Origin of the sequence: Haloferax sp. Atlit-109R (genome assembly GCF_003665865.1) — an archaeon.
GTDB lineage: Archaea > Halobacteriota > Halobacteria > Halobacteriales > Haloferacaceae > Haloferax > Haloferax volcanii.
The window spans coordinates 706,894-726,852 of sequence record NZ_QPLO01000001.1; the positions used below are offsets into that span (position 1 = coordinate 706,894).

Below are 19,959 nucleotides of genomic sequence, written 5' to 3' on the forward strand. Positions count from 1 at the left end.
AGCAACATGGACGTCAAGTACGATCTGAACAGCTACGTTCGCGTGTTGAAACTCGCGAGCACCCCGTCCTGGCAGGAGTTCTCCCAAATCTCCAAAATCGCCGGCGCGGGTATCTTCCTCGTCGGACTGCTCGGCTTCATCATCTTCGCGGTCATGAGCTTCCTCCCCGGAGGGGTCTGAGATGCCCATCTTCGCCGTGAAGACCACTGCTCGCCAGGAGCAGACGGTTGCGGACATGATCGCGACGAAGGAGTTCGAACAGATTCACGCCGTCCTCGCGCCCGACTCGCTCACGAGCTACGTGATGGTCGAGGCCGACGACGACGGCATCGTCACGCGTGTCCTCGAAGAGATTCCCCACGCTCGCGGCCTCGTCGAGAGCGGCGGCGCGGTCGGCACCTCCAGCATGGCCGAAGTCGAGCACTTCCTCTCGCCGACGCCGGACGTGGAGGGTATCGCGGAGGGCGACATCGTCGAGCTCATCGCCGGCCCGTTCAAAGGCGAGAAGGCGCGCGTCCAGCGCATCGACGAGACGAAAGACCAGGTCACCGTCGAACTGTACGAGGCGACGGTTCCGATTCCGGTCACCGTCCGCGGCGACCAGATTCGCGTCCTCGACTCCGAAGAGCGGTAAGCGTCCGCCCCGACGAAGGGTTCTTCTCTCTCAGTTTTCGGCTCGACGCAGCGCGTGACGAGCGGTGTAGCGGCGCGTCCCCGGCGACTCCCATGTCCCCCGACAGTCCCCGACGAGCGCCGTCTCGGGCGAGCAGCGTCGCGTCCCACCGCGACCGCGACCCGCCGGTCTCGCGTGGTCTTACAGCGCGCCCCGCTCGCGGAGCGTCTCGACGACGCTGTTGAGGTCCGCGTCCGCCTCGACGGCGTCTTTCACGTCCTCGCGGATGCGGACGGCCGAGGAATCGGCGTCGTACGCGCGGACGAACTCGGCGCGGGTGTGCTCGTCGAAGGCGTGGCGAATCGCGAAGTAGCCCTCGGGAACGACCGTCCCACACACCTTGCACTCGTGGCGCTCGTGGTCCACCGTCTGGTGGATGACCGCGCTTTCCACGTCTTCGAACCGACCGTCACACCCTTCGATGCCGCACTTCCACCGGGACATGTTCCCCCCGACGGCCGTGAGCCACAAAACCGTTTCTTCGACCGGCCGCCGTTCGACAAATAGCAACCACTAACTGGTGGCTGACCCGACCGTATCGTGTGAGCGCGACCACGACGACGCGGGTCGATATGCACGTGAAGATTCTCGACGAGCGGGTGGTCTCTCGCGCGAAAGCCCGCGGCATCGACGTGCTCGTCTACGCGCCGCACTTCGTCCGCCTGCCCGACGCTCGCGCCCGCGCGGCGCGATTCTCCGACGACGACCTGCTCGTCGTCCCCGCCCGCGAGGTGTTCACGGGGTCGTGGCGCGACCGCAAACACGTCCTCGCGGTCGGGCTCTCGGACCCCGTTCCCGACTTCATCACTCTCGACGGAGCCTTCGCGGAGTTCGACCGGCAGGGCGCGGCGACGCTCGTCCCCCACCCGACGTTCCTGACGGTGAGTCTCACCGCCGAGGACGTGGCCGCCCGCCGCGACGACATCGACGCCGTCGAGACGTACAACACGAAGGCCCTGCCGCGGGACAACCGCCGCGGGCGCGACATCGCCCGCGAGACGGGGCTGCCCGGCTTCGCGTCGTCGTACGCGCACCTCCGTGGCACCGTCGGTGAGGCGTGGACCGAGTTCGACCGCGACATCGACTCCGAGGCCGACCTCGTCGCCGCGCTCCGCGAGGGGGCCGAACGTCGGGTCGTCCGCCGCACCGGCGTCTCCCACGGGTTCCGCGGCGCGGCCGAGTTCGCCCACCTCGGCTACGAGAACTCGTGGGGGAAAATCGACCGACTCCTGCTCTCGGGGATGGAGCCGACACACCCGAATCACATCGCCTACGACGGCCGGTTCGACGACGTGAGCGTCTACTGATTCGCAACATATCTTCGAGCGCGCCCGACCGCGCCAGCGTTGCGGCCGCCCCGCCCTCAGACCACCGCGGTGAACGACGCCGCGGCGTCCGCGAGGGACACGTCGAGCGAAAAGAGGAAGTAGTGGACGCCCGCGAGAACGCCGAGTTCGGCGACCGTGACGACGACGGTCACCGCGTCGGCGTGTTTCGAACTGGTCGCCACGCCGGTCGGCAGGTCGTACTCCTGCGGCGACAGCGGGTAGAACAGCGCGATGCCGCGCTTCGAGCCGACCATGTCGAGGACGTAATGGGTGGCGACGCCAATCCAGACGAACTGGAGGTTGTCGAAGACGAGCGGGAACGCGAGGAATATCACCAGCACCGGGAGGTTGTGGAGCGTCTTGCGGTGCTTGCCGAAGGCGGTGTCCACGTCGGGAAACAGCGCGCCGAGGACGACCGGAAGCGACAGTTGGCCGATTTTCTGAGCGAGGAGGAACGCCGAATCCATCGTCGGTTCGAACGACCGCGGGTCCACGGTGAGGATGACGCCGAGCCCGAGCGCCAACAGGATGGCGTTGAGCACGTGTCCCTTCTTGTTCATGGATGCAGACTGGTCCGGCGGGATACAAAGCTTTCCCACGGAACCGACCGACGGCGGCCGTGCGGCCGGCTCAGCCGGTCGTGACGGACTCGGATTCGATTTCCTCGCGGAGGAGCGCCAGCGCCCCGCGCGCAATCCGTTCTTTCACCTGCGTCCGCGACCCGTCGTACTCGAAGCGCTCGACGCGGGCGTAGGAGTCGCCGGACCCCCACGGCGCGGCGAAGGCGACGCCGACGAAGACGGTGCCGACCGGCTTGCCGGGGAGGCCGCCCTCCGGCCCGGCGATGCCCGTCGTCGCCAGCCCCCACGTCGCGTCGGCCACGTCGCGGACGCCGGCGGCCATCTCGCGGGCGACGGCCTCGGAGACGGCCCCGTGTTCGTCCAGCGACTCCCGCGAGACCGCCAGTTCGTGGCGCTTGGCGTCGTAGGAGTAGGTGACGAGCGAGCGGTCGAAGTAGTCGCTGGAGCCGGGCACGTCGGTCAGGAGCGACCCGATGAGGCCGCCGGTACAGGACTCCGCGACGGCGACGGTGTGGCCCGCCTCGCGGAGGGCGTCGCCGGCGCGGACCTCCTCGGGCGGGTCGGATGCGAACTCGCGCATACGACCGACCACGGGCGGTCGGGACAAAAGCGGACGGGGAGGCCATCTGCGGGGGTAGTGCCGCGGTCGGGACCGGCGCGACCGGGCAAAAGTCCTCCGGCGGTTCCGAGACCGAGAAGTACACAAAGCCCCGCGGTGTCGGGTCCGACATGGACATCGACGTTGAGCCGACGGAGCGACCCGACGCCGACGAAGACGACGACGCCGGCGACGACGGGCCGGCCGAAATCGAGGTGGAAGTCACCGACCCAGACGAGGTCGCCTCGACCGACACCGAGGGCCTCCCCGATGGTATCGACGCGCCCGACTACGTCCTCTACGGCGGCAAGGGCGGCGTCGGAAAGACCACGATGGCCGCGGCGACGGCGCTCGCCAGCGCGGCCGACGGCACCGCGACGCTCGTCGTCTCCACGGACCCCGCGCACTCTCTGTCCGACACGCTCGGCGTGCCGGTCCCGGACAAGCCGAGTCGCATCCGCGAGGAGATTCCCCTCTACGCGGCCGAAATCGACCCCGACGCGGTCATGGAAGGACCGTTCGCCGGCGGCGACGGCGCGGACGAGGGCTTCGACGACGAGACCGACTACGACGCCGGCGAGTACGACGACGACAACCCCTTCGCCGGCGGCGGCTCGGGTGACGCTGACTCCCCGTTCGGCGGGATGGGCGGCGGCATGGGCGGTCTCGAAGACCTCCTCGGCGGCGACGGGCCGATGGGGATGGGCGGACCGATGCCCGGCGCGGACGAGGCCGCGGCGATGCAGCAGCTTCTCGAATACATGGACGACCCGCGGTTCGACCGCGTCGTCGTCGACACCGCGCCCACGGGCCACACGCTCCGATTGCTCGAACTCCCCGAACTGATGGACTCCATGCTCGGCCGCATCGCCCGCATGCGCCAGCGCTTTTCCGGCATGATGGACAACCTCAAGGGGATGTTCGGCGGCGGTCCCGACGACCCGCAAGCGAGGATGGCGGACCTCGACGACCTCCGCGAGCGCATCGAGCGCCTGCGCGCGGTCCTCCGGGACCCGACGCGGACCGACTTCCGCGTCGTCATGATTCCCGAGGAGATGAGCGTCGTGGAGTCCAAGCGACTCGTCTCGCGGCTCGACGAGTTCGACATCCCCGTCCAGACGCTCGTCGTCAACCGCGTCATGGAGTCCGTCGAGGACGTGGCAAACGTTGACCCCGAGTGGATAGAGTCGCCGGACTTGGAGAACTGCGGCTTCTGTCAGCGTCGGTGGCAGGTCCAGCAGGACGCGCTGCGCTCGGCGACGAACCTCTTCCGCGGCCGCGACGTGAAGCGGGTGCCGCTGCTCGCGGAACAGGTACAGGGCGAAGACGCCCTTCGGGTCGTCGCGACCTGTCTCGACTGACGCCGAGACGAAACAAAACGAAACGAGACGAACGATTTCGAAGGCCGACCGCGACGGCGCGTTTCAGGGCAGTTTACGAGCGAAACCGTAGAGCGCGTCGCGCCACGCGTCGGGGAGGAAGCGCGCGAGGACGCCGACGCGGGCGACCGTGCCGGGCTGGTAGCGCGCCCGCGGCTTGGTCGAACTCGCGGCGTTGACGATATCCTCCGCGACCCGTTCGGGTGGAATCGCGCCGGGGCCGCTACCGCCGAGCGCCTGCGAGTCGTCGAACAGTTTGTAGAGTTTCTCGTACGCGCCCGAGCGGTCGAGGCCGTCGGCCTCGTCGCCGTTTCCGTTGACCTCGGCTTCGACGCGATTCGAGAACTGCGTCTCGACCGGGCCGGGTTCGATGAGGACGGCGTCGATGCCGTACTCCTCGACTTCGGTTCGGAGCGCGTCGGTCATCGCTTCGAGGGCGAACTTCGAGCCGGCGTAGACGCCGGTGCCGGGGAAGGCGACGCGGCCGACGACGCTGGAGACGTTGACGATGGTGCCGTCGCCCTGCGAGCGCATGTGGGGCAACACGGCGCGGACGAGTCGGTGCGGGCCGTAGACGTTCACGTCGAACTGGTCGTGGACCTTCTCGGTCGGCACGTCCTCGACGGGGCCCATCTGGCCGTAGCCGGCGTTGTTGACGAGGCAGTCGATGCGGCCCTGCTCGTCGACGATGCGGTCGACGACGCGGTCGACGTCCCCCTGGTCGGTCACGTCGAGCGTCGCGATGTTCGCGCCGCGTTCCCCCAGCGTCTCGATGTCGGCCGGGTTCCGGGCGGTGGCGTAGACCTCCCACTCCTCGTCGAGGAAGTCGAGCGCCGTCGCGCGCCCGATTCCCGAGGAGCATCCGGTGATGAGGACCGTCTTTTGATGCACGTCGGTAGGTCGAACCGCGCGCTGTTAAGTGTACGCGGTTCGCCACGATTGGGGTTGTCGCCCGCCGCGACACCTCCCGGAATCGTCTCAGTCTTCGTACTGGGCCTTCGCCTCGTCGGCGTACGCGTCGGCCAGTCGGGTCGGCTCGGGGAGCTTGTACGACCCCGACAGCTGGGAAACGAGGTCGACTGTCGTCGCCGCGGAGAGGCGGTGGCCGGGGCTGACGTACAGCGGGTTCACGACGGGCCGCGAGTCGTACTGCCGCGACTGGAAGGCGTAGCCGATGGTCGTCTCCGAGTCGGCGGGGTGGCCGCCGACGGCGTCGACCGAGTCGTCGGCGCGAATCGGCGTTCGCCAGCCCTCCGGCCGACCGTTCACGTCCTCGTCCGGCGTCCCGCAGAGGAGGGACTTGGCGACGCCGATGCTCGGCGCGTCGCAGACGACGCCGAGGTGGGTGGCGAGCCCGGCCTGCCGGAAGTGGATGCGCCCGGAGCCGTCGAAGACGAGCAGGTCGGGGTCGCAGTCGAGTTCGGCGAGCGCGTCGAGGATGGGGCCGCCCTCGCGGAACGAGAGCAGGCCGGGGATGTACGGCAACTCGAGGTCGGAGACGGCGTGGGCGCGCTCGACAACCTCGCCGCCGCGGAGGACGACGACGGCGCTCAGCGCGCGGTCGTCCAGAAACGACTGGTCGATACCGGCGACGAGCGGCGGCGAGTCGGCGGCGGCGTCGGCGTCGGCGTCAAGCGCCGTCGCCTCCGCGAGCGTCTGGTGCTCCGTCTCGGGGGACGCGAGCGAGACGGCCGCCGGGTCGAACGGGAGGTCGTCCGCGAAGACGGCCGTCTCGGCGACGCGGCGCTGGAGCGACTCCATCTCGTCGCGCGAGAGGCCGGGGCGGGGCGCGAGGTCGGGACGGGCCGGCCGCATCTCAGAACCGACCGCGGCCGGGGCCGCCGGGACCGCCGGGGCCGCGCCCGCCGAGCGACATCTGCGAGGGGACGCTCCGGCGACCCTTCACGCGCTGGCCGTAGGCGAGGCCGATGACGAGCCCGATGAGGTGCGCGAAGTGGGCGATGCCGTCGGCGCTCTGGCTGACGAAGAAGAACACCGAGATGCCGGCGAACCCGAGCGTGAACAGCCACAGCGGCACGGGGATGATGAAGTACAGGTAGATACGGAGCCCCGGATTGAGCACCGTCAAGACGCCGAGGACGGCCATGATGGCTCCGCTCGCGCCGACGACGGCGCTCAGGCTCCCCGGCGACAGGAGCATCGACGAGCCGACCTGCGCGAGTCCGGCGAGCATCCCGCTGACGAGGAACAGCGCCGCGAACTTCCGCGAGCCGACGTAGCGCTCCACCAGCGGGCCGAAGAAGAACAGCACGATGGAGTTGCCGACGATGTGGTAGAAGCCGCCGTGGGCGAATATCGAGGTGACCCACGTCCAGACGTACTCGGGGTGGATGCTCGTGAGGTAAAAGGCGCTAATCGAGAGGTCGGACAGTCCGAGGAACTGCTCTAAGACGAGCTGTGAGAAGAACGTGAGCCACATCAGCGCGAGGAACAGGTAGGTGACGTTCCCGCGGAAGTAGCCGAACACGCCGCCAGCGCCCGTGAGCGAACTCAAGAGGCCGCCGCCGCGGCCGCCCTCATTGTTCACGGAATCGTCGAAAGAGCTATCGAAGACGCCGGCGGGGTCGTCCCAGTCGGAGAGCCCCGTGCAGTCGTGGTTCTCGGGGAGGCGGTGTTCGGAACAGAACGTCCCGCCACACCGCGAGCAGCGGTACGGCAGACTCTCGTCTTTGCCGCACACGTCGCAGATAGGCATTACCAACGCCTTACGGCGGCGAGATAAAAAGGGGTTCCCTCATAGATGGGGCGTGTTGACGCACCTCTTGATTAGGAGACGAATTCGAACCGCAGACGCCTCACGCGGCCGGAATAGCCGGTTTTCTGGCCGACTGTTGTCTCTCGTCGGCGCGGGCGACGCTGTCGCTCTCGGCAGTCGTCGCGCGAGAAATGCGAGATTACGCGTCTTTGTCGGACGCTTCGTCGGCGTCTTCGGCCGCCTCGTCGGCGGGCGTGAAGTTCGTGGGAACGACGGTCGGGTGCTGAAGCCCGAGGCGGGGTTGCTTGGCTGCCATACTCGTCCCAACGTAGCCGACACAGGGACTAAAGATTACCCATGCGCATAATTCATCGGTCGGTGCGCCGGCCATAACTGTCGGGTATCTGTGGCGACGACGGCGGTCGGTCTCCTGCCCGGACGGTTCTCGGGGGCCGCGGACGGGCGCGGCGGCTCTCGGTCGAAGGCGGCGTCGAAAAAAGCGCGTGGTTGAAGTCGCTTACGCGAAGTTCTCTTCGTAGAGGTCCATCGCGTGTTCGATGGCGTCCTTGGCGGCCTGTTTGTCCTCCCAGCCCAGCGTCTCGACTTCCTTACCGGCTTCGAGGTTCTTGTAGGTCGCGAAGAACTCGTCAATCTCGTCGAGCGTCTGCTGCGGGATGTCGTCGAGGTCCTCGATGTGGTCGTAGCGGGGGTCCTCGACGGGGACGGCGATGACCTTGTCGTCCTGCTCGCCGTCGTCGTCCATCTTCATGAGCGCGACCGGGCGCGCCTCGATGACGCAGCCGGGGAACGTCTGGTCCTCGACGAGGACGAGCACGTCGAAGGGGTCCTCGTCGTCGTAGTACGTCTGCGGGATGAAGCCGTAGTCCGACGGGTAGTGGACGTTGGAGTGGAGCACGCGGTCGAGGACGACGCCGGGGATGTCCTTGTCGTACTCGTACTTGTTGCGCTCGCCTTTGAGGCACTCGACGACTGCGTAGATTTCGTCCGGCGCGTTCGGGCCGGTCTCCATATCTTCCCAGAGGTTCACCATACCGAATCCATCCTCGATACGGGCAAAAGTCCTTTCGGGATTAGTCTCGTATCGCCGTCGTCCGGATTTCGTCGGCGGCTTTGAACCCCTCTATATGTAGAGGTATTATCGACAGAACCCCGCGACGTTACCGCTATGCGTGTGAGATATTCCCCGGGTATGACCGCTCGACTCCCGCGCGCTGTCTCTCGGTTCTCACCCGTGGCTCGTCTGTGTGCAATACTCGCCACTCGTGTCCGCTCCGCCCCGATTTCTTCGTATAATGGTACCTCGATTGGTAGTGAAACAGACTGCGCGTTGACAAAGTTTAAATAGGCCGATGACATTTCCATATGCATGTCAGAGGCACAAACAATTGGCAACGAATCCGGTGCGGCTCGGGACCTCACCGCGTTCCAACAGAACATCCTCGTCATTCTCGCCGAGGAGCCGATGTACGGTCTGGCTATCAAGCGTCACCTCGAATCGTACTACGACACCGAGGTCAACCACGGGCGTCTGTACCCCAACCTCGACGACCTCGTCGAGATGGGTCTCGTCGAGAAAAGCGAACTCGACAAGCGGACGAACCAGTACGAACTGACCGACGACGGCCTCCAGGCGGTCCTCGACCGCTTCGACTGGATGCTCGCGAAGTTCGTCACCGACGACGAGCGCGCCGAGATGGTCTCGGAACTCGTCGAAAACAAGCTGTAATCGGCTGCGTCCACCGCACGAACCGCGGGGTTCGCTCAGTTGTATTCGGGCACTTCGGCGTCTGCGGCGTCGAAGAGCAACTCGAGCGACTCCGGTAACAACGACCGCTGTTCAGCGGTCGGCCACGCGTTGCGTGGATAATATTCTTCGACGAACTCGCGCACCTCTGGAGCGCCGGCTGTCTCGATTCGCCGGACGTAGTGGTTGCCGAGGAAGTCCGCGAACGCCCGGGCGTTCGCCGCGTGGGCCGCGCCGTGTTCCTCGGCGACGGCCGCGACGCACGCCGCGTTGTGTTCTTCGACCGCGCTCCACTCGTGGTCCTCGCCGGTCCCCGACAGCGGGCGTTCGATTCCGCGGTCAACGTCGTCTATCTCCGCCGGGTCGACGATTCCGTCGTCGTCGACCCACTCGTCGGGGTGGAGCACCAACACGTCGTCTTCCTCGCGGTGTCGCGCGCGGAACTCGTACTCGCCCACGACGTCGTCGCGGGCGGACCGATACGCCGCGGCCTCGTCGGGGTCGACGGCGTCGCGGGCCAGTCGCGTCAGCCGCTCGGCTTCGGAAACCACGTCTTCGGGGAGTTCTGACTCAGGCATCGTCGAGGGCCTCGTTGGCTAGGGAGTCGGCGCGGTCGTTTATCTCTCGCGGTACGTGCTCCAGCGACCAGCGGTCGAACGCCGACAGCAGCTCTCGGGCCTTCACGCGGCGCTCTTTGAGCCCGGGGTCGTTCGTGTTCCACTCGCCGCGGACCTGCTTGACGATTAACTGCGAGTCGCCGCGCACGTCCACCTCGTCGTAGCCGTACTCTTCTGCGACCGATAGCGCCTCCACGAGCGCCTCGTACTCCGCGCGGTTGTTGGTGGTCTCGCCGATTCGCTTCGAACCCTCGGCGACGATGCCGTCGCTCGTTACGATGGCCCAGCCGATGGCGGCGGGTCCGGGGTTCCCCCGGCTCGCGCCGTCGAAGTAGACGTGCGCGCGACCGCCTTTCGGCCGGATGAGCGCGAGCAGGTCGGTGGGCCGCGACCCCTGTACGACGACTTTCCCGTCGTAGGCGACCGCGCTGGCGTCGCCGCGCTCGGCGCGCCAGCGCTCGTGGTCGGTGTTTCCGGGCGAGACGGACACGCCCGCGGCTTCGAGTCGTCGTCGGGCTTCGTCGGGGTCGCACTCGACGGTCGGCATACCGTCACCTCGCCGGGGACTCGGTAAAGGCGCTCCGTTCGTCGTTGCGGCCGCGGTGACACACCGACGAACGCCGCCAAAGGTTGAAGTGCAAGGAAATAGACAATATATAAATGCGATGAAACGGCCTACCCGCCAGCGGGAGCGTGAGCACGACCGGACTCGATGGGGAGACGAGTCACAGGACGACGAGACATCCGAAGAAGAGTTGGACCTCGACAACCTCGACCCCGAGGAAGTCGTTCGGACCGGCGACGGCGAGTTGATTCACGAGGAGACCGGCATCATCATCGAAGAAGAGCGCATCGACCCCGGCCCGGAGTGGCGGGCGTTCAATCACTCCGAGCGGCAGTCGAAGTCGCGCGTGGGCGCGCCGACCACGCAGACGATGCACGACAAGGGGCTGACGACGACCATCGACTGGAAGGACAAAGACGCCTACGGCCGCTCTATCTCCTCGAAGAAGCGGTCGCAGATGCACCGCCTGCGCAAGTGGCAAGAGCGCATCCGGACCAAGGACGCCGGCGAGCGCAACCTCCAGTTCGCCCTCAGCGAAATCGACCGCATGGCCTCGGCGCTCGGCGTCCCCCGGTCGGTCCGGGAAGTCGCCTCGGTCATCTACCGCCGGGCGCTCAGCGAGGACCTGATTCGCGGCCGCTCCATCGAGGGCGTCGCCACCTCGGCGCTGTACGCCGCCTGTCGGAAAGAGGGAATTCCCCGTTCCCTCGAAGAGATTTCCGAGGTGTCGCGCGTCGAGCGCAAGGAAATCGGGCGCACGTACCGCTACATCTCCCAAGAACTCGGCTTGGAGATGCGGCCGGTCGACCCCAAGAAGTACGTGCCGCGATTCTCCTCCGAACTCGACCTCTCGAAGGAGGTCCAGTCGAAGGCCAACGAGATTATCGAGACGACCGCGGAACAGGGGCTTCTCTCCGGGAAGTCGCCGACCGGCTTCGCCGCCGCCGCCATCTACGCCGCGTCGCTTCTCTGCAACGAAAAGAAGACCCAGCGCGAGGTCGCGGAGGTCGCGCAGGTGACGGAGGTCACCATCCGCAACCGCTACCAAGAACAGATCGAAGCGATGGGCATCCACACCTGACGGTCGCCCGCGCGAGTCGCATCCCTTTCTGACCCCGGACCCGTCGCCGAAGGTTCATATCCGCGGGCGACCCACGTCCGGTGAATGCGGCTCGACGAGTACATGGACATCGAGCGGGACGAGCGCGCCGAGCGGCGGCGACTCGCCGAGGAGAAGTCCTACGGCATCCTCGACCACCTCGAAACGTTCCAAGACCGGTTCGAGGAGACGGTGCAGGGAGACTCGCTGTACGGCGGCGTCTCCCCGTCGATTTTCGTCGGTCGGTCGAACTACCCGAACGTCTCGACGGGCATCCTCTCGCCGGTCGGCCACGACGAGGACGCCGCCTCGTTCGAGACGAGCGCCGCGTGGTACGACGAGGGCGTGAGCATCGACGACGTGTTCCAGCGGCGCACCTCGCTTCTGAACTCGAATCGCGGGACGAAGGTGACGAACGTCGCCGACTCGTGGGACGGCTTCCTCGGGACGCAACGCGAGGTCGCCATCGCCGACCGCCCCGTGACGGTCGAAATCGGCCTCGACGGGAAGCCGTCGCTCGACCTCGACGCCAGCGCCGACGACGTGGCGACCCCCGTCGGCCCGCGGGCCCGTGCCCGGTCGGCCGACCTCGCGGAGAACCCGCACGTCCCCAAACTGGTGCAAAAGACGCTCGAAGACGACGACTGGAACGCCGAGGGCGCGATGACGTATCTCTACCGCCGCGGCTTCGACGTGTACGACATCAACACCATCCTCTCTGCGGGCGCGCTCGGCCAGACCGAACAGCGCCGGCTCGTCCCGACGCGGTGGTCCATCACCGCCGTCGACGACACGCTCGGACAGTACCTCCGCGGGCAGGTCAAACACGCAGAGAGCGTCGACGGCGTCGAAATCTACCGCAACGAGTTCATCGGCAACGCCTTCTGGGTCATCCTCGCGCCGGGGCGCTGGGAGTTCGAACTCATCGAGCTGAAAGCGCCGGGGAGCGTCTGGAACCCCGACCCCGAGGCGGGGATGTACCTCGCGGCCGACCGCGAGGGCTACGAGGGCCGGACCGGCTACGTGAACGAGACGGCCGGCGCGTACCACGCCTCCCGCCTCGGCGTCCTCGAACACCTCCAAGAGCGCGGCCGACAGGCGAAGGCGCTCGTCATCAGACACGTCTCCGACGACTACTGGGGGCCGGTCGGCGTCTGGCAGATACGCGAGTCCATCCGCCACGCCTTCGAGGGCGAGATGGCCGACGCCGAGACGTTCGGTGACGCCGTCCGCGACGTGACGGAGTACCTCCCGGTGTCGCTCGCGGACCTCCGCCGGAAGTCCACGATGGCCGCCGGTCTCCAGACCGACATCTTCGACTTCGCCTGAGCAACTATTTTGACAGTCGGGCGATACGTTCTCGCATGGTTCCGTTACAGGTACCCGGCGGTCCCGAACTGCTCATCATCTTCCTCGTCTACGGCATTTTCGCGCTCCTCCCCGTAATCGCGGCGCTCGTCGCGCTGTATCTGCTGTACAAGATTCGCGGCGACGTGAAGCGCATCGCGGACGCGCTCGACGCACGAGACGGAGTGTAAGTCGAGCCACCCGAGGGCGCTCGGTATCTCGCCTACGCGTCGGCTGCGTCGAGGTTGGCGAGCGCCTGCTCGACGAGTTCGCCCGTGTCCGCGATGATGTCGGCCATCTCGTCGTCGTCGGGTGCGATGCCGATGAGCCGGGCGACGCGCATGATGCTCAGGTGGTAGACGACCTGCTTACCCGGCTTTTCCTCCCAGATGACCACGTTGCACGGGAACAGCCCGCCCATCTTCTTGTCGGTGGCGTCGAGCGCGCGGTCCGCCATGTTCGGGTTACACGCGCCGAGGACGTAGTAGGGGTCGCGGCCGGCGTCGACCTTCTCGTTGAGCATCTCGGAGGGCGAAAATTCGGTGGCGACACCGAACCCGGCGTCGGTGAACGCCTCGCGGACGCGCTCGATTGCCGCCTCGTGTTCCATCTCGAGAACGACGCGTTCCTCGCCGATGTCTTCCGGTTTGATGGCGCTGGGGTCGATTGGGAGTGCCATGACTCCCCGTTGACGCCCCGGCGGGGAAAAGCTATGGTAGTGTATCGACTCCACACGAACGCCTCGTCGCGTCCGCCGCTCACAGCGGAATCGGGAGCCACTGGAGCGCCGTGGCGACTCGCTCGGGCGGGAACAGCGGCGGGTGGAGCACGAGCCAGTCCAAGAGGATGAGGCCGCCGCCGTGGGCGACGATGGAGGGGAGAATCGAGTCGCTCTCGTAGTCGACGAGGCCGAACAGCACGTCCGTCGGGGCCGACAGGAGAATCTCTATCGGGGGTTTGCCGACGTGGTGAAACGCGTAGAGAATCGGACTGATGAGGGCGCTCTTCCGACCGATTTCTCGGACGCCGACGCAGAGCAGGCCGCGGTAGTACGTCTCGGCGGCGACGACGACGAGCAGCTGCTGGGCGGCGTGCGGGAGGAAGTCAGCGAGCGCGGTCGAGGTGTGCCACATCGGGTAGTACGCCCGAATCGACGGCAGGCTCGACCCGACGAGGTAGAAGGGGAGGACGAACAGCGCGAGCAAAAGCGTGTTTCGGAGCGCCGCGCGGTCGACGTTCCAGCCGAGGTTTCGGCCGTGGGCGAGCGCGAGCGCTCCGGGTACGAGGATGAACAGGAGGGCGTCGTGGACCGCGCGGTAGGTGAGGTCGCCGGCGGGAAGCGGCCAGAGGCTCCACGCGGCCCCGACGACGCCCCCGACGATGAGGGCGCGGTAGAGCCACGGGAGGCGGGCGAGCCGGCGGCGTAACACCGCTATTCCGTCTGGACCGGGTCGCGGCCGACGATGTCGAACACGTCGTCGAGGAAGGCCTGTCGCGTGTCGAAGTAGGTCTCGTCGGCCTCGGCGAGCACGTCTTCGAGGCTCTGGGGGCCGTCGGGCGTGCGGATGACCGCGTCGCCTTCTTTGTTCAGGATGCTGCTCTTTTCTTGGGGCCACGTCAGTCGGGAGGCGACGCGCGCGAGCGGCGCACCTTCGACGGACGCGCCCGTGCCGAGTTCGACGGCGGGTTCCTCGTCTGCTTCCTCGTCAGCCATGCGCGAGGGTTAGCCACCGCGCATGATAATCCCTTCGAGATTCGCATGCGACCGCGACGCACCGCCGGCGCGCCGACGGGACGACGCGCCGATATCGATAGCCCGCGACGTGTCGAGAAGCAGACAATCGTCTGACGCATCGTTTTAGGGGCTGGTTTCGTAGTCGGGGCCATGACCAGTCTTTCGGAGGCGTACCACGGTGGCCGGGGCGGGCCGAGTCTCCGACGGCTGTCCCTGGGATTCGGGGGGTTCCTCCTCGGCGTGCTGCTCGTCGTCGCGGGCATCGTCGTCGCGACCACCGACGTGTACACGTCCGGCGGGGCGACCCTCGGCGAAGCGCGCGAACTCGGGGGCATCCTCGGAGGCATCGGCGTTCCCGCCGTCTTCCTCGGCGTCCTCGCGGTCCTTCCCGCGAGCCGTCGAACCCGCGCCGCGTCGCTCATCGGCGCGAGCATCGCCGTCCTCGGCGTCGCGCTCTTCTCGCACGCGTACCCGTGCCAGTGGACCGGCGCGACCTGCGGGGCCGGCCTCCCCGACCTCACGCTCGAAACCGTCGCCGTCTACTTCTTCGGCACGGTCACGACGTTCTGGTGTCTGTTCGTCGGCGTCGCCAACTTCAAGACGCGGAACGACCCGGGCGGCACGGCCACGGTGCAGGTGACGAAGAAGGGCGAGACCCGCGTCGTCGAAGTCGAGAACTCCGGCGGCGGCGGACTCGGCGGCATCGGCTTCCTCGGCGGCACGCCCGACGGCGACGTCCAGACGCAGACGAACCAGTCGACCTCGACCGCGAGCGCCGGCGCGACCGACGGCGGCGCGTCGACGCAGGACATCACCCCGCTCGACGTCGAGCCCTCGGCGTCGCCCTCGTCCGACGGGGCGGACGCGACTCAGTCGGCGGGCTCGGCGGGCGCGGCGACGAACCGCTCCGGCGTCGACACCGTCCAGTCCACCGAGTCCGCGCGCTCGCCGGCCGGCGCGGCCGACCACCCCGACGCCGACCGCCCGGCGAACGCCACCGTCGGCGACCGCTACTGCGGCAACTGCACGTACTTCGAGTACGTCCGCACCTCCGACGGGCTCAAGCCCTACTGCGCGGCCCACGACGAGATGATGCAGGACATGGAAGCCTGCGACGAGTGGTTCCCGCGCCGCCGCGAGTAGTCTGTCGACGACTCGGACGGCCCGTCTGACCCGACCGCCCCGACCGTTTCCGCTTACTGTTCTCCGCCGTTCAATCTCGTTTCCACGTCGCGCCAGTGGCTCCCGCGCCAGAATACCTGCCCGCAGTCCCGACACCGCCACAGCGCCGTCTCCCCCGGGTCGGGCGCGTAGTCGGGAACCGGCTCGTCGCGGCCGACCGCCTCCACGCGGCCGTTACAGACGCCACACCCCGACGGCTCCTCGTCCAGCGACACCGCGAAGCCGACCGCTTCGAGTTCGCGGAGTTGCGCGAGTGGTTCCCGCTCGGCGAGGAGGACGTTCCGCGGGGCTCGCTCGGCAAGTCGCACGTCGCGGGTGAGGAGGACGCGCCCCTCGGCGTCCGCCCGCGCGAGGAGGTTGTCGTCGCCGGGGTCGGTTCGGGGGTCGCGCGCTCCGTCCGCTCCGTCTTCTGTTTCGTCCCCGCCGTCGAGCGCGTATTCGGCGTCGTAGCCGCACATCCGCAGGTACGTGGCGAGTTTGCCGAGCATCACGTCCAGAAGGAGCGCCGTGTCGCCGGGCGCGGCTCGCTCGACGCCCGAGGCGACCGTGCCGGGGTGGCCGGCTCCAACGTCGTCGGTCACGCGAGGAAGTCGGACAGTTCCTCGACCGACCGCGCGTTCAGCACGTCAGCGGTCTCGACCCAGCCGCGACGGGCCGTGTGGACCCCGTAGCGGGCGTGGTCGAGTTCACCCGGTCGGTGGGCGTCGGTGTCGATGGCGACGGTCGCGCCCGCCTCGACGGCGATTTTGAGCGCCTCGCCGTTCAGGTCGAGGCGATAGGGGCTGGCGTTGAGTTCGAGCGCGACGCCGTGTTCGACGGCGGCCTCCGCGAGTCGCTCGTAGTCGAGGGGCAGGCCGGGGCGTTGGTTGATGAGTCGGCCGGTCGGGTGGCCGAGGACGTTCACCGCGGGGTGTTCCATCGCGGTGACGAGTCGCTCGGTGGCCGTCTCGCGGTCCTGGTCGAGCGCGCTGTGGGGCGAGGCGACGACCACGTCGAGTTGGTCGAGCACGTCGTCGGCGACGGAGATGCCGCCCTCGGCGTCGATGTTGGCCTCGACGCCGGTGAACACCGCGATGTCGGCGTCGTCGGCGACGGCGCGGACCTCGGCAATCTGGTCGAGCAGGTCGTCGTCCTCGACGCCGACGCCGCCGACCATGCCGGGGCCGGTGGCGTGGTCGGTGACGGCGTGGTAGTCGTAGCCGCGCTCCGCGGCGGCCGCGACCATCTCGGCGATAGTGTTGTCGCCGTCGGACCAGTCGGTGTGGGTGTGGAGGTCGCCCCTGAGGTCGCCCTCCGCGAGGAGGTCCGGCAGGTCGCCCTCGGCGGCACGCTCGATTTCGCCGGTGTCCTCGCGCATCTCCGGCGGGACGAGCGGGAGGTCGAGCGCGGCGTACATCGACTCCTCGGTGTCGCCGGCGACGCGCGTGCCGGCCCGCGGGCCGTCGTCGGGGTCGTCCACGTCGGAGATGTCGAACATCCCGTACTCGTTCATCTTGAGGCCGCGGTCGATGGCGATGTTGCGGAGGTGGACGTTGTGGTCCTTGCTCCCGGTGAAGTACTGGAGCGCCGCGCCGTACTCCGCGGGGGCGACGACGCGGAGGTCGACCCGCATCCCGTTCACCCGGACGCTCGCCTTCTGCTCGCCCGCCTCGATGGTGTCGCCGACGAGGTCCCACGCGAGGAAGCGGTCGATGACGGCTTCGGCGTCGGCGCTCTCGGCGAGCACGTCGATGTCGCCGACCGTCTCGCGCCACCGCCGCATCGACCCCGCGGGTTCGACCCGCCCGACGGCGTCGTGGTCGCCGAGATACGCCAGCAGGTCGTCGGCGACGGGGCGCGCCTTCCCGAGCAGTTCGCGGCCGGTCGCCTCGCGGGCGAACTCGATGCCGTCGAGGATGTTCGCCTCCGTCTTCGCGCCGAACCCCTTGACCTCCTGAATCTTCCCCTCGCGGGCGGCCGCTTCGAGGTCGTCGAGGTCGGCGACGCCGAGCGCCTCGTACAGTTTGCCGACCGTCTTCGGACCGACGCCCTCGACGCTCGTCAGGCCGGCCATATCCACCGGCAACTCCTCGCGGAGTTCCTCCAACTCCTCGATGCGACCGGTCTCGACGTACTCGACGATTTTCGAGGCGATGGCGTCGCCGACGCGGTCGATTTCCTGGACCGCGTCCTCGCCCGCCTCGGCGAGTTCCTCGACGGGTTTCGGGTGCTCGCGGACGTTCTCGGCGGCGCGGCGGTAGCTCGACGGCTTGTAGGCCACGTCTTTCGCCTCCAGCAGGTCGGCGAACTCCTCCAGCAGGGTCGCTATCTCGTCGTTTCGGCTCATCGGCCGCCCCGTTTGCCCTTGCCGCCGTCGCGGCCCAGCGCCTTCTTCAGGAAGTTCATCCAGCGCTTCTGGTCCGCGGCGTTCTGGCGGTGTTCCTCCTGTTCGAGGTCGACCGGCCGAAGCTGTTCGAGGGCGTTCAGCGCCCGGTCGATGCCGACGATGTCCTCGGCCAGTCGCCGCCCCTCGTCGTAGCTCACCTCGTTGTCCTCGATTCGTTGGAGCCGTTCGAGGCGCTCGCGGCGGAGGTTCCGCTTCGCCCGGTCGACGCGCTCTTTCTCCCCCGACGGGATGGTGTCGCGACGCTTTATCTCGAAGACGAACTGCCTGAGGTCTATCTCCTCGCCTTGGACCTCGATGCGGTCGGGAATCTGCGTGCCGACGGTCGCACCCTCCCGATTGACGCGCTCCAAGAGCTGTTTACGCTCGAACTCCTTCACGTCCTGTCGTTGTCCCGCGCGGCACTTCGCTCCTTCGCCCGGTTCGGTGTGTGCCTCGACTGGGCCACGCGTCCGGCGTCGTCGTTCCTGCGGGCCTGCTTCGACGTTGACAGGTCCTCGACGGGCCAGCGCCCCGCGGTCGCCCGGAGAGATTCGCCGCTTTCTCCGACAGCGGCCGCGTCTCCGTCGTCTCTCGTCGCAAGCCCCGGCGGAGAGACGAACCTTCTTATGGTTCGTCTTGGATACCGTGAGGTATGGGTTTGTTCGACCGTCTCCGCGGCAAAGACCACCCCCGCGTCGCCTTCATCGGTATCGACGGGGTTCCGTTCACTCTCCTCTCTGAGCATCCCGACGAGTTCCCCAACTTCGCGGCGCTGGCCGACGAGGGCTCTGCGGGCGACATCGACAGCATCGTCCCGCCGGAGTCCTCGGCGTGTTGGCCGGCGCTCACGACCGGCGTCAACCCCGGCGAGACCGGCGTCTACGGCTTCCAAGACCGCGAGGTCGGCTCCTACGACACGTACGTCCCGATGGGACGCGACGTGCAGGCCACCCGCGTCTGGGACCGCGTCACCGACGCCGGCCGCAAGGCCACCGTCATGAACGTCCCCGTGACGTTCCCGCCCCAGCGCAACGTCCAGCGCATGGTCTCGGGCTTCCTCTCGCCCGGCGTCGACAAGGCCGCCTACCCCGACGACTTCCGCGACACGCTCTCCGAGATGAACTACAAAATCGACGTGAACGCGAAGCTCGGTCACGACGAGGACAAGACCGCGTTCATGGAGGACGCCCGGAAGACGCTCGACCGGCGCTACGAGGCGTTCGAGCACTACATCGACCAGGACGACTGGGACCTCTTTTTCGGCGTCTTCATGACGACCGACCGCGTCAACCACTTCCTGTTCAAGGACTACGAGCGCGACGGGAAGAACAAAGACGCCTTCATGGAGTTCTACCGCACCGTCGACGACTACCTCGGCCGCATCCGCGACGCCCTCCCCGAGGACGTGACGCTCATCGTCGCGTCCGACCACGGCTTTACCTCCCTCGACTACGAGGTCCACTGCAACACGTGGCTCGAAGAGAACGGCTGGCTCTCCTACGAGGACGACGACCACGACGCGCTGTCGGACATCGACGAGGACTCGAAGGCGTACTCGCTCATTCCCGGCCGGTTCTTCGTCAATCTCGAAGGCCGCGAGCCACGGGGGTCGGTCCCGCAGTCCGAGTACGAGGCGGTCCGCGACGAACTCAAGGCGGAACTCGAAGCGCTCGAAGGCCCCGACGGCAACAAGGTCGCAGACCGCGTCGTCGTCAAGGAAGACGCCTTCCGCGGCGACCACGACGACATCGCCCCCGACCTCGTCGTCATCCCGAACCACGGCTTCGACCTGAAGTCCGGCTTCAAGGGCCACGACGACGTGTTCGGCGTCGGCCCCCGTAACGGGATGCACTCGTTCGACAACGCGACGCTGTACGTCGACGACCCCGGCGCGGTCATCGAGGACGCCGACCTCTACGACATCGCCCCGACCATCCTCGACCTCATGGACGTCGAGTACAGCCGCACCGAACTCGACGGCGCGAGCCTCATCCAGCAGTAAGCGGTCG

Annotated in this window: 25 protein-coding genes; 10 read left to right on the plus strand and 15 right to left on the minus strand. The window is 67.7% G+C overall.

All coding sequences use genetic code 11. The annotated features are described in order from the left end of the window. Window positions 1–6 precede the first annotated feature (6 nt). Both DVK03_RS03720 and DVK03_RS03725 read left to right on the plus strand, forming a co-directional pair. On the plus strand, window positions 7–180 hold the full coding sequence (locus tag DVK03_RS03720) for a protein translocase SEC61 complex subunit gamma (RefSeq protein WP_004044219.1): 174 nt from the start codon (window positions 7–9) through the stop codon (window positions 178–180). A 1-nt stretch (window position 181) separates the two neighbouring features. After that, window positions 182–634 (plus strand): transcription elongation factor Spt5, encoded by a 453-nt coding sequence (locus DVK03_RS03725; protein ID WP_004044218.1) that lies wholly within the window; start codon window positions 182–184, stop codon window positions 632–634. A gap of 180 nt (window positions 635–814) precedes the next feature. Here the strand turns inward: DVK03_RS03725 and DVK03_RS03730 are convergent, their stop codons facing one another. Beyond that, window positions 815–1,117, minus strand: a complete 303-nt coding sequence (locus DVK03_RS03730; RefSeq protein ID WP_004044217.1) for a hypothetical protein — start codon at window positions 1,115–1,117, stop codon at window positions 815–817. Window positions 1,118–1,215: 98 nt separating this feature from the next. Here DVK03_RS03730 and DVK03_RS03735 point away from each other — a divergent pair, with 98 nt between their 5' ends. After that, a complete protein-coding gene (locus DVK03_RS03735; RefSeq protein WP_188148151.1) occupies window positions 1,216–1,980 on the plus strand; it encodes a PHP-associated domain-containing protein in 765 nt (254 codons plus the stop codon). Between the two features lie 56 nt (window positions 1,981–2,036). On the opposite strand, the gene DVK03_RS03740 is transcribed toward DVK03_RS03735, so the two are convergent. Further along, window positions 2,037–2,561, minus strand: coding sequence for a metal-dependent hydrolase (locus DVK03_RS03740; RefSeq protein ID WP_004064917.1), 525 nt, complete (start codon window positions 2,559–2,561; stop codon window positions 2,037–2,039). A 70-nt stretch (window positions 2,562–2,631) separates the two neighbouring features. Beyond that, window positions 2,632–3,162 carry a CinA family protein gene (locus tag DVK03_RS03745; protein WP_004044214.1) on the minus strand — a complete coding sequence of 177 codons (531 nt, stop codon included), beginning with the start codon at window positions 3,160–3,162 and terminating at the stop codon, window positions 2,632–2,634. A 149-nt stretch (window positions 3,163–3,311) separates the two neighbouring features. On the opposite strand from DVK03_RS03745, the gene DVK03_RS03750 reads away from it, so the two are divergent. Further along, entirely contained in the window at window positions 3,312–4,541 is a 1,230-nt protein-coding gene (locus DVK03_RS03750; RefSeq protein ID WP_115802257.1) for an ArsA family ATPase, read from the plus strand. Between the two features lie 63 nt (window positions 4,542–4,604). Here the strand turns inward: DVK03_RS03750 and DVK03_RS03755 are convergent, their stop codons facing one another. The 4 genes from DVK03_RS03755 to DVK03_RS03770 all read right to left on the minus strand — a co-directional run bounded on the left by DVK03_RS03755 (window position 4,605) and on the right by DVK03_RS03770 (window position 8,326). Then, window positions 4,605–5,450 (minus strand): SDR family oxidoreductase, encoded by an 846-nt coding sequence (locus DVK03_RS03755; RefSeq protein ID WP_004064910.1) that lies wholly within the window; start codon window positions 5,448–5,450, stop codon window positions 4,605–4,607. An 87-nt stretch (window positions 5,451–5,537) separates the two neighbouring features. Next, on the minus strand, window positions 5,538–6,374 hold the full coding sequence (locus DVK03_RS03760; protein ID WP_115802258.1) for an endonuclease V: 837 nt from the start codon (window positions 6,372–6,374) through the stop codon (window positions 5,538–5,540). A 1-nt stretch (window position 6,375) separates the two neighbouring features. Continuing rightward, window positions 6,376–7,275 (minus strand): rhomboid family intramembrane serine protease, encoded by a 900-nt coding sequence (locus tag DVK03_RS03765; RefSeq protein WP_004064906.1) that lies wholly within the window; start codon window positions 7,273–7,275, stop codon window positions 6,376–6,378. A 517-nt stretch (window positions 7,276–7,792) separates the two neighbouring features. Further along, window positions 7,793–8,326: an inorganic diphosphatase gene (locus tag DVK03_RS03770; protein ID WP_004044208.1), complete on the minus strand. Its 534-nt coding sequence runs from the start codon at window positions 8,324–8,326 to the stop codon at window positions 7,793–7,795. 336 nt (window positions 8,327–8,662) lie between these two features. Between DVK03_RS03770 and DVK03_RS03775 the strand changes: the two genes are divergently transcribed. Next, window positions 8,663–9,022 (plus strand): PadR family transcriptional regulator, encoded by a 360-nt coding sequence (locus DVK03_RS03775; protein ID WP_004044207.1) that lies wholly within the window; start codon window positions 8,663–8,665, stop codon window positions 9,020–9,022. Window positions 9,023–9,057: 35 nt separating this feature from the next. Here DVK03_RS03775 and DVK03_RS03780 read toward each other — a convergent pair whose 3' ends face one another. Further along, window positions 9,058–9,618 (minus strand): hypothetical protein, encoded by a 561-nt coding sequence (locus DVK03_RS03780; protein ID WP_004064905.1) that lies wholly within the window; start codon window positions 9,616–9,618, stop codon window positions 9,058–9,060. Then, window positions 9,611–10,204, minus strand: a complete 594-nt coding sequence (gene rnhA / locus DVK03_RS03785; protein ID WP_004064903.1) for a ribonuclease HI — start codon at window positions 10,202–10,204, stop codon at window positions 9,611–9,613. The genes DVK03_RS03780 and rnhA overlap by 8 nt, the downstream gene beginning before the upstream one ends. A gap of 118 nt (window positions 10,205–10,322) precedes the next feature. On the opposite strand from rnhA, the gene DVK03_RS03790 reads away from it, so the two are divergent. The 3 genes from DVK03_RS03790 to DVK03_RS19965 all read left to right on the plus strand — a co-directional run bounded on the left by DVK03_RS03790 (window position 10,323) and on the right by DVK03_RS19965 (window position 12,859). Then, window positions 10,323–11,303 carry a transcription initiation factor IIB family protein gene (locus tag DVK03_RS03790; RefSeq protein ID WP_013035638.1) on the plus strand — a complete coding sequence of 327 codons (981 nt, stop codon included), beginning with the start codon at window positions 10,323–10,325 and terminating at the stop codon, window positions 11,301–11,303. A gap of 84 nt (window positions 11,304–11,387) precedes the next feature. Further along, window positions 11,388–12,650 (plus strand): DNA repair protein NreA, encoded by a 1,263-nt coding sequence (gene nreA / locus DVK03_RS03795; protein ID WP_006600604.1) that lies wholly within the window; start codon window positions 11,388–11,390, stop codon window positions 12,648–12,650. A gap of 35 nt (window positions 12,651–12,685) precedes the next feature. Further along, window positions 12,686–12,859: a hypothetical protein gene (locus tag DVK03_RS19965; protein WP_004064899.1), complete on the plus strand. Its 174-nt coding sequence runs from the start codon at window positions 12,686–12,688 to the stop codon at window positions 12,857–12,859. Between the two features lie 32 nt (window positions 12,860–12,891). Here the strand turns inward: DVK03_RS19965 and DVK03_RS03800 are convergent, their stop codons facing one another. From DVK03_RS03800 to DVK03_RS03810, 3 genes are all read right to left on the minus strand, one after another. Beyond that, the gene (locus DVK03_RS03800) at window positions 12,892–13,347 is read right to left on the minus strand and encodes a DUF302 domain-containing protein (protein WP_004064897.1); all 456 of its coding nucleotides are present in this window, start codon (window positions 13,345–13,347) and stop codon (window positions 12,892–12,894) included. 79 nt (window positions 13,348–13,426) lie between these two features. Continuing rightward, window positions 13,427–14,098, minus strand: a complete 672-nt coding sequence (locus tag DVK03_RS03805) for a type II CAAX prenyl endopeptidase Rce1 family protein (RefSeq protein ID WP_004044200.1) — start codon at window positions 14,096–14,098, stop codon at window positions 13,427–13,429. 2 nt (window positions 14,099–14,100) lie between these two features. Beyond that, window positions 14,101–14,382 carry a DUF5789 family protein gene (locus DVK03_RS03810; RefSeq protein ID WP_004064895.1) on the minus strand — a complete coding sequence of 94 codons (282 nt, stop codon included), beginning with the start codon at window positions 14,380–14,382 and terminating at the stop codon, window positions 14,101–14,103. A 171-nt stretch (window positions 14,383–14,553) separates the two neighbouring features. Here DVK03_RS03810 and DVK03_RS03815 point away from each other — a divergent pair, with 171 nt between their 5' ends. Further along, window positions 14,554–15,546 carry a ribonuclease BN gene (locus DVK03_RS03815; protein ID WP_115802259.1) on the plus strand — a complete coding sequence of 331 codons (993 nt, stop codon included), beginning with the start codon at window positions 14,554–14,556 and terminating at the stop codon, window positions 15,544–15,546. Window positions 15,547–15,599: 53 nt separating this feature from the next. On the opposite strand, the gene DVK03_RS03820 is transcribed toward DVK03_RS03815, so the two are convergent. Genes DVK03_RS03820 through DVK03_RS03830 form a run of 3 tightly spaced genes read right to left on the minus strand, consistent with a single transcriptional unit; the run spans window position 15,600 to window position 18,348 of the window. After that, a complete protein-coding gene (locus DVK03_RS03820; RefSeq protein ID WP_115802260.1) occupies window positions 15,600–16,166 on the minus strand; it encodes a Mut7-C RNAse domain-containing protein in 567 nt (188 codons plus the stop codon). Continuing rightward, on the minus strand, window positions 16,163–17,911 hold the full coding sequence (gene polX / locus DVK03_RS03825) for a DNA polymerase/3'-5' exonuclease PolX (protein ID WP_115802261.1): 1,749 nt from the start codon (window positions 17,909–17,911) through the stop codon (window positions 16,163–16,165). The genes DVK03_RS03820 and polX overlap by 4 nt, the downstream gene beginning before the upstream one ends. Continuing rightward, complete coding sequence (locus DVK03_RS03830; protein ID WP_004044195.1) at window positions 17,908–18,348, minus strand: DUF5788 family protein; 441 nt, start codon at window positions 18,346–18,348, stop codon at window positions 17,908–17,910. Before DVK03_RS03830 ends, polX begins: the two co-directional genes overlap by 4 nt. Before the next feature lie 254 nt (window positions 18,349–18,602). On the opposite strand from DVK03_RS03830, the gene DVK03_RS03835 reads away from it, so the two are divergent. Beyond that, window positions 18,603–19,952, plus strand: a complete 1,350-nt coding sequence (locus tag DVK03_RS03835) for an alkaline phosphatase family protein (RefSeq protein WP_004064887.1) — start codon at window positions 18,603–18,605, stop codon at window positions 19,950–19,952. Window positions 19,953–19,959 lie beyond the last annotated feature (7 nt).

Coding starts and splice junctions, on each gene's coding strand:
- DVK03_RS03720 (WP_004044219.1), top strand. CDS start 7: ATGGACGTCAAGTACGATCTGAACAGCTACGTTCGCGTGTTGAAACTC.
- DVK03_RS03725 (WP_004044218.1), top strand. CDS start 182: ATGCCCATCTTCGCCGTGAAGACCACTGCTCGCCAGGAGCAGACGGTT.
- DVK03_RS03730 (WP_004044217.1), bottom strand. CDS start 1,117: ATGTCCCGGTGGAAGTGCGGCATCGAAGGGTGTGACGGTCGGTTCGAA.
- DVK03_RS03740 (WP_004064917.1), bottom strand. CDS start 2,561: ATGAACAAGAAGGGACACGTGCTCAACGCCATCCTGTTGGCGCTCGGG.
- DVK03_RS03745 (WP_004044214.1), bottom strand. CDS start 3,162: ATGCGCGAGTTCGCATCCGACCCGCCCGAGGAGGTCCGCGCCGGCGAC.
- DVK03_RS03750 (WP_115802257.1), top strand. CDS start 3,312: ATGGACATCGACGTTGAGCCGACGGAGCGACCCGACGCCGACGAAGAC.
- DVK03_RS03760 (WP_115802258.1), bottom strand. CDS start 6,374: ATGCGGCCGGCCCGTCCCGACCTCGCGCCCCGCCCCGGCCTCTCGCGC.
- DVK03_RS03765 (WP_004064906.1), bottom strand. CDS start 7,275: ATGCCTATCTGCGACGTGTGCGGCAAAGACGAGAGTCTGCCGTACCGC.
- DVK03_RS03770 (WP_004044208.1), bottom strand. CDS start 8,326: ATGGTGAACCTCTGGGAAGATATGGAGACCGGCCCGAACGCGCCGGAC.
- DVK03_RS03775 (WP_004044207.1), top strand. CDS start 8,663: ATGTCAGAGGCACAAACAATTGGCAACGAATCCGGTGCGGCTCGGGAC.
- DVK03_RS03780 (WP_004064905.1), bottom strand. CDS start 9,618: ATGCCTGAGTCAGAACTCCCCGAAGACGTGGTTTCCGAAGCCGAGCGG.
- rnhA (WP_004064903.1), bottom strand. CDS start 10,204: ATGCCGACCGTCGAGTGCGACCCCGACGAAGCCCGACGACGACTCGAA.
- DVK03_RS03790 (WP_013035638.1), top strand. CDS start 10,323: ATGAAACGGCCTACCCGCCAGCGGGAGCGTGAGCACGACCGGACTCGA.
- nreA (WP_006600604.1), top strand. CDS start 11,388: ATGCGGCTCGACGAGTACATGGACATCGAGCGGGACGAGCGCGCCGAG.
- DVK03_RS19965 (WP_004064899.1), top strand. CDS start 12,686: ATGGTTCCGTTACAGGTACCCGGCGGTCCCGAACTGCTCATCATCTTC.
- DVK03_RS03800 (WP_004064897.1), bottom strand. CDS start 13,347: ATGGCACTCCCAATCGACCCCAGCGCCATCAAACCGGAAGACATCGGC.
- DVK03_RS03810 (WP_004064895.1), bottom strand. CDS start 14,382: ATGGCTGACGAGGAAGCAGACGAGGAACCCGCCGTCGAACTCGGCACG.
- DVK03_RS03815 (WP_115802259.1), top strand. CDS start 14,554: ATGACCAGTCTTTCGGAGGCGTACCACGGTGGCCGGGGCGGGCCGAGT.
- polX (WP_115802261.1), bottom strand. CDS start 17,911: ATGAGCCGAAACGACGAGATAGCGACCCTGCTGGAGGAGTTCGCCGAC.
- DVK03_RS03835 (WP_004064887.1), top strand. CDS start 18,603: ATGGGTTTGTTCGACCGTCTCCGCGGCAAAGACCACCCCCGCGTCGCC.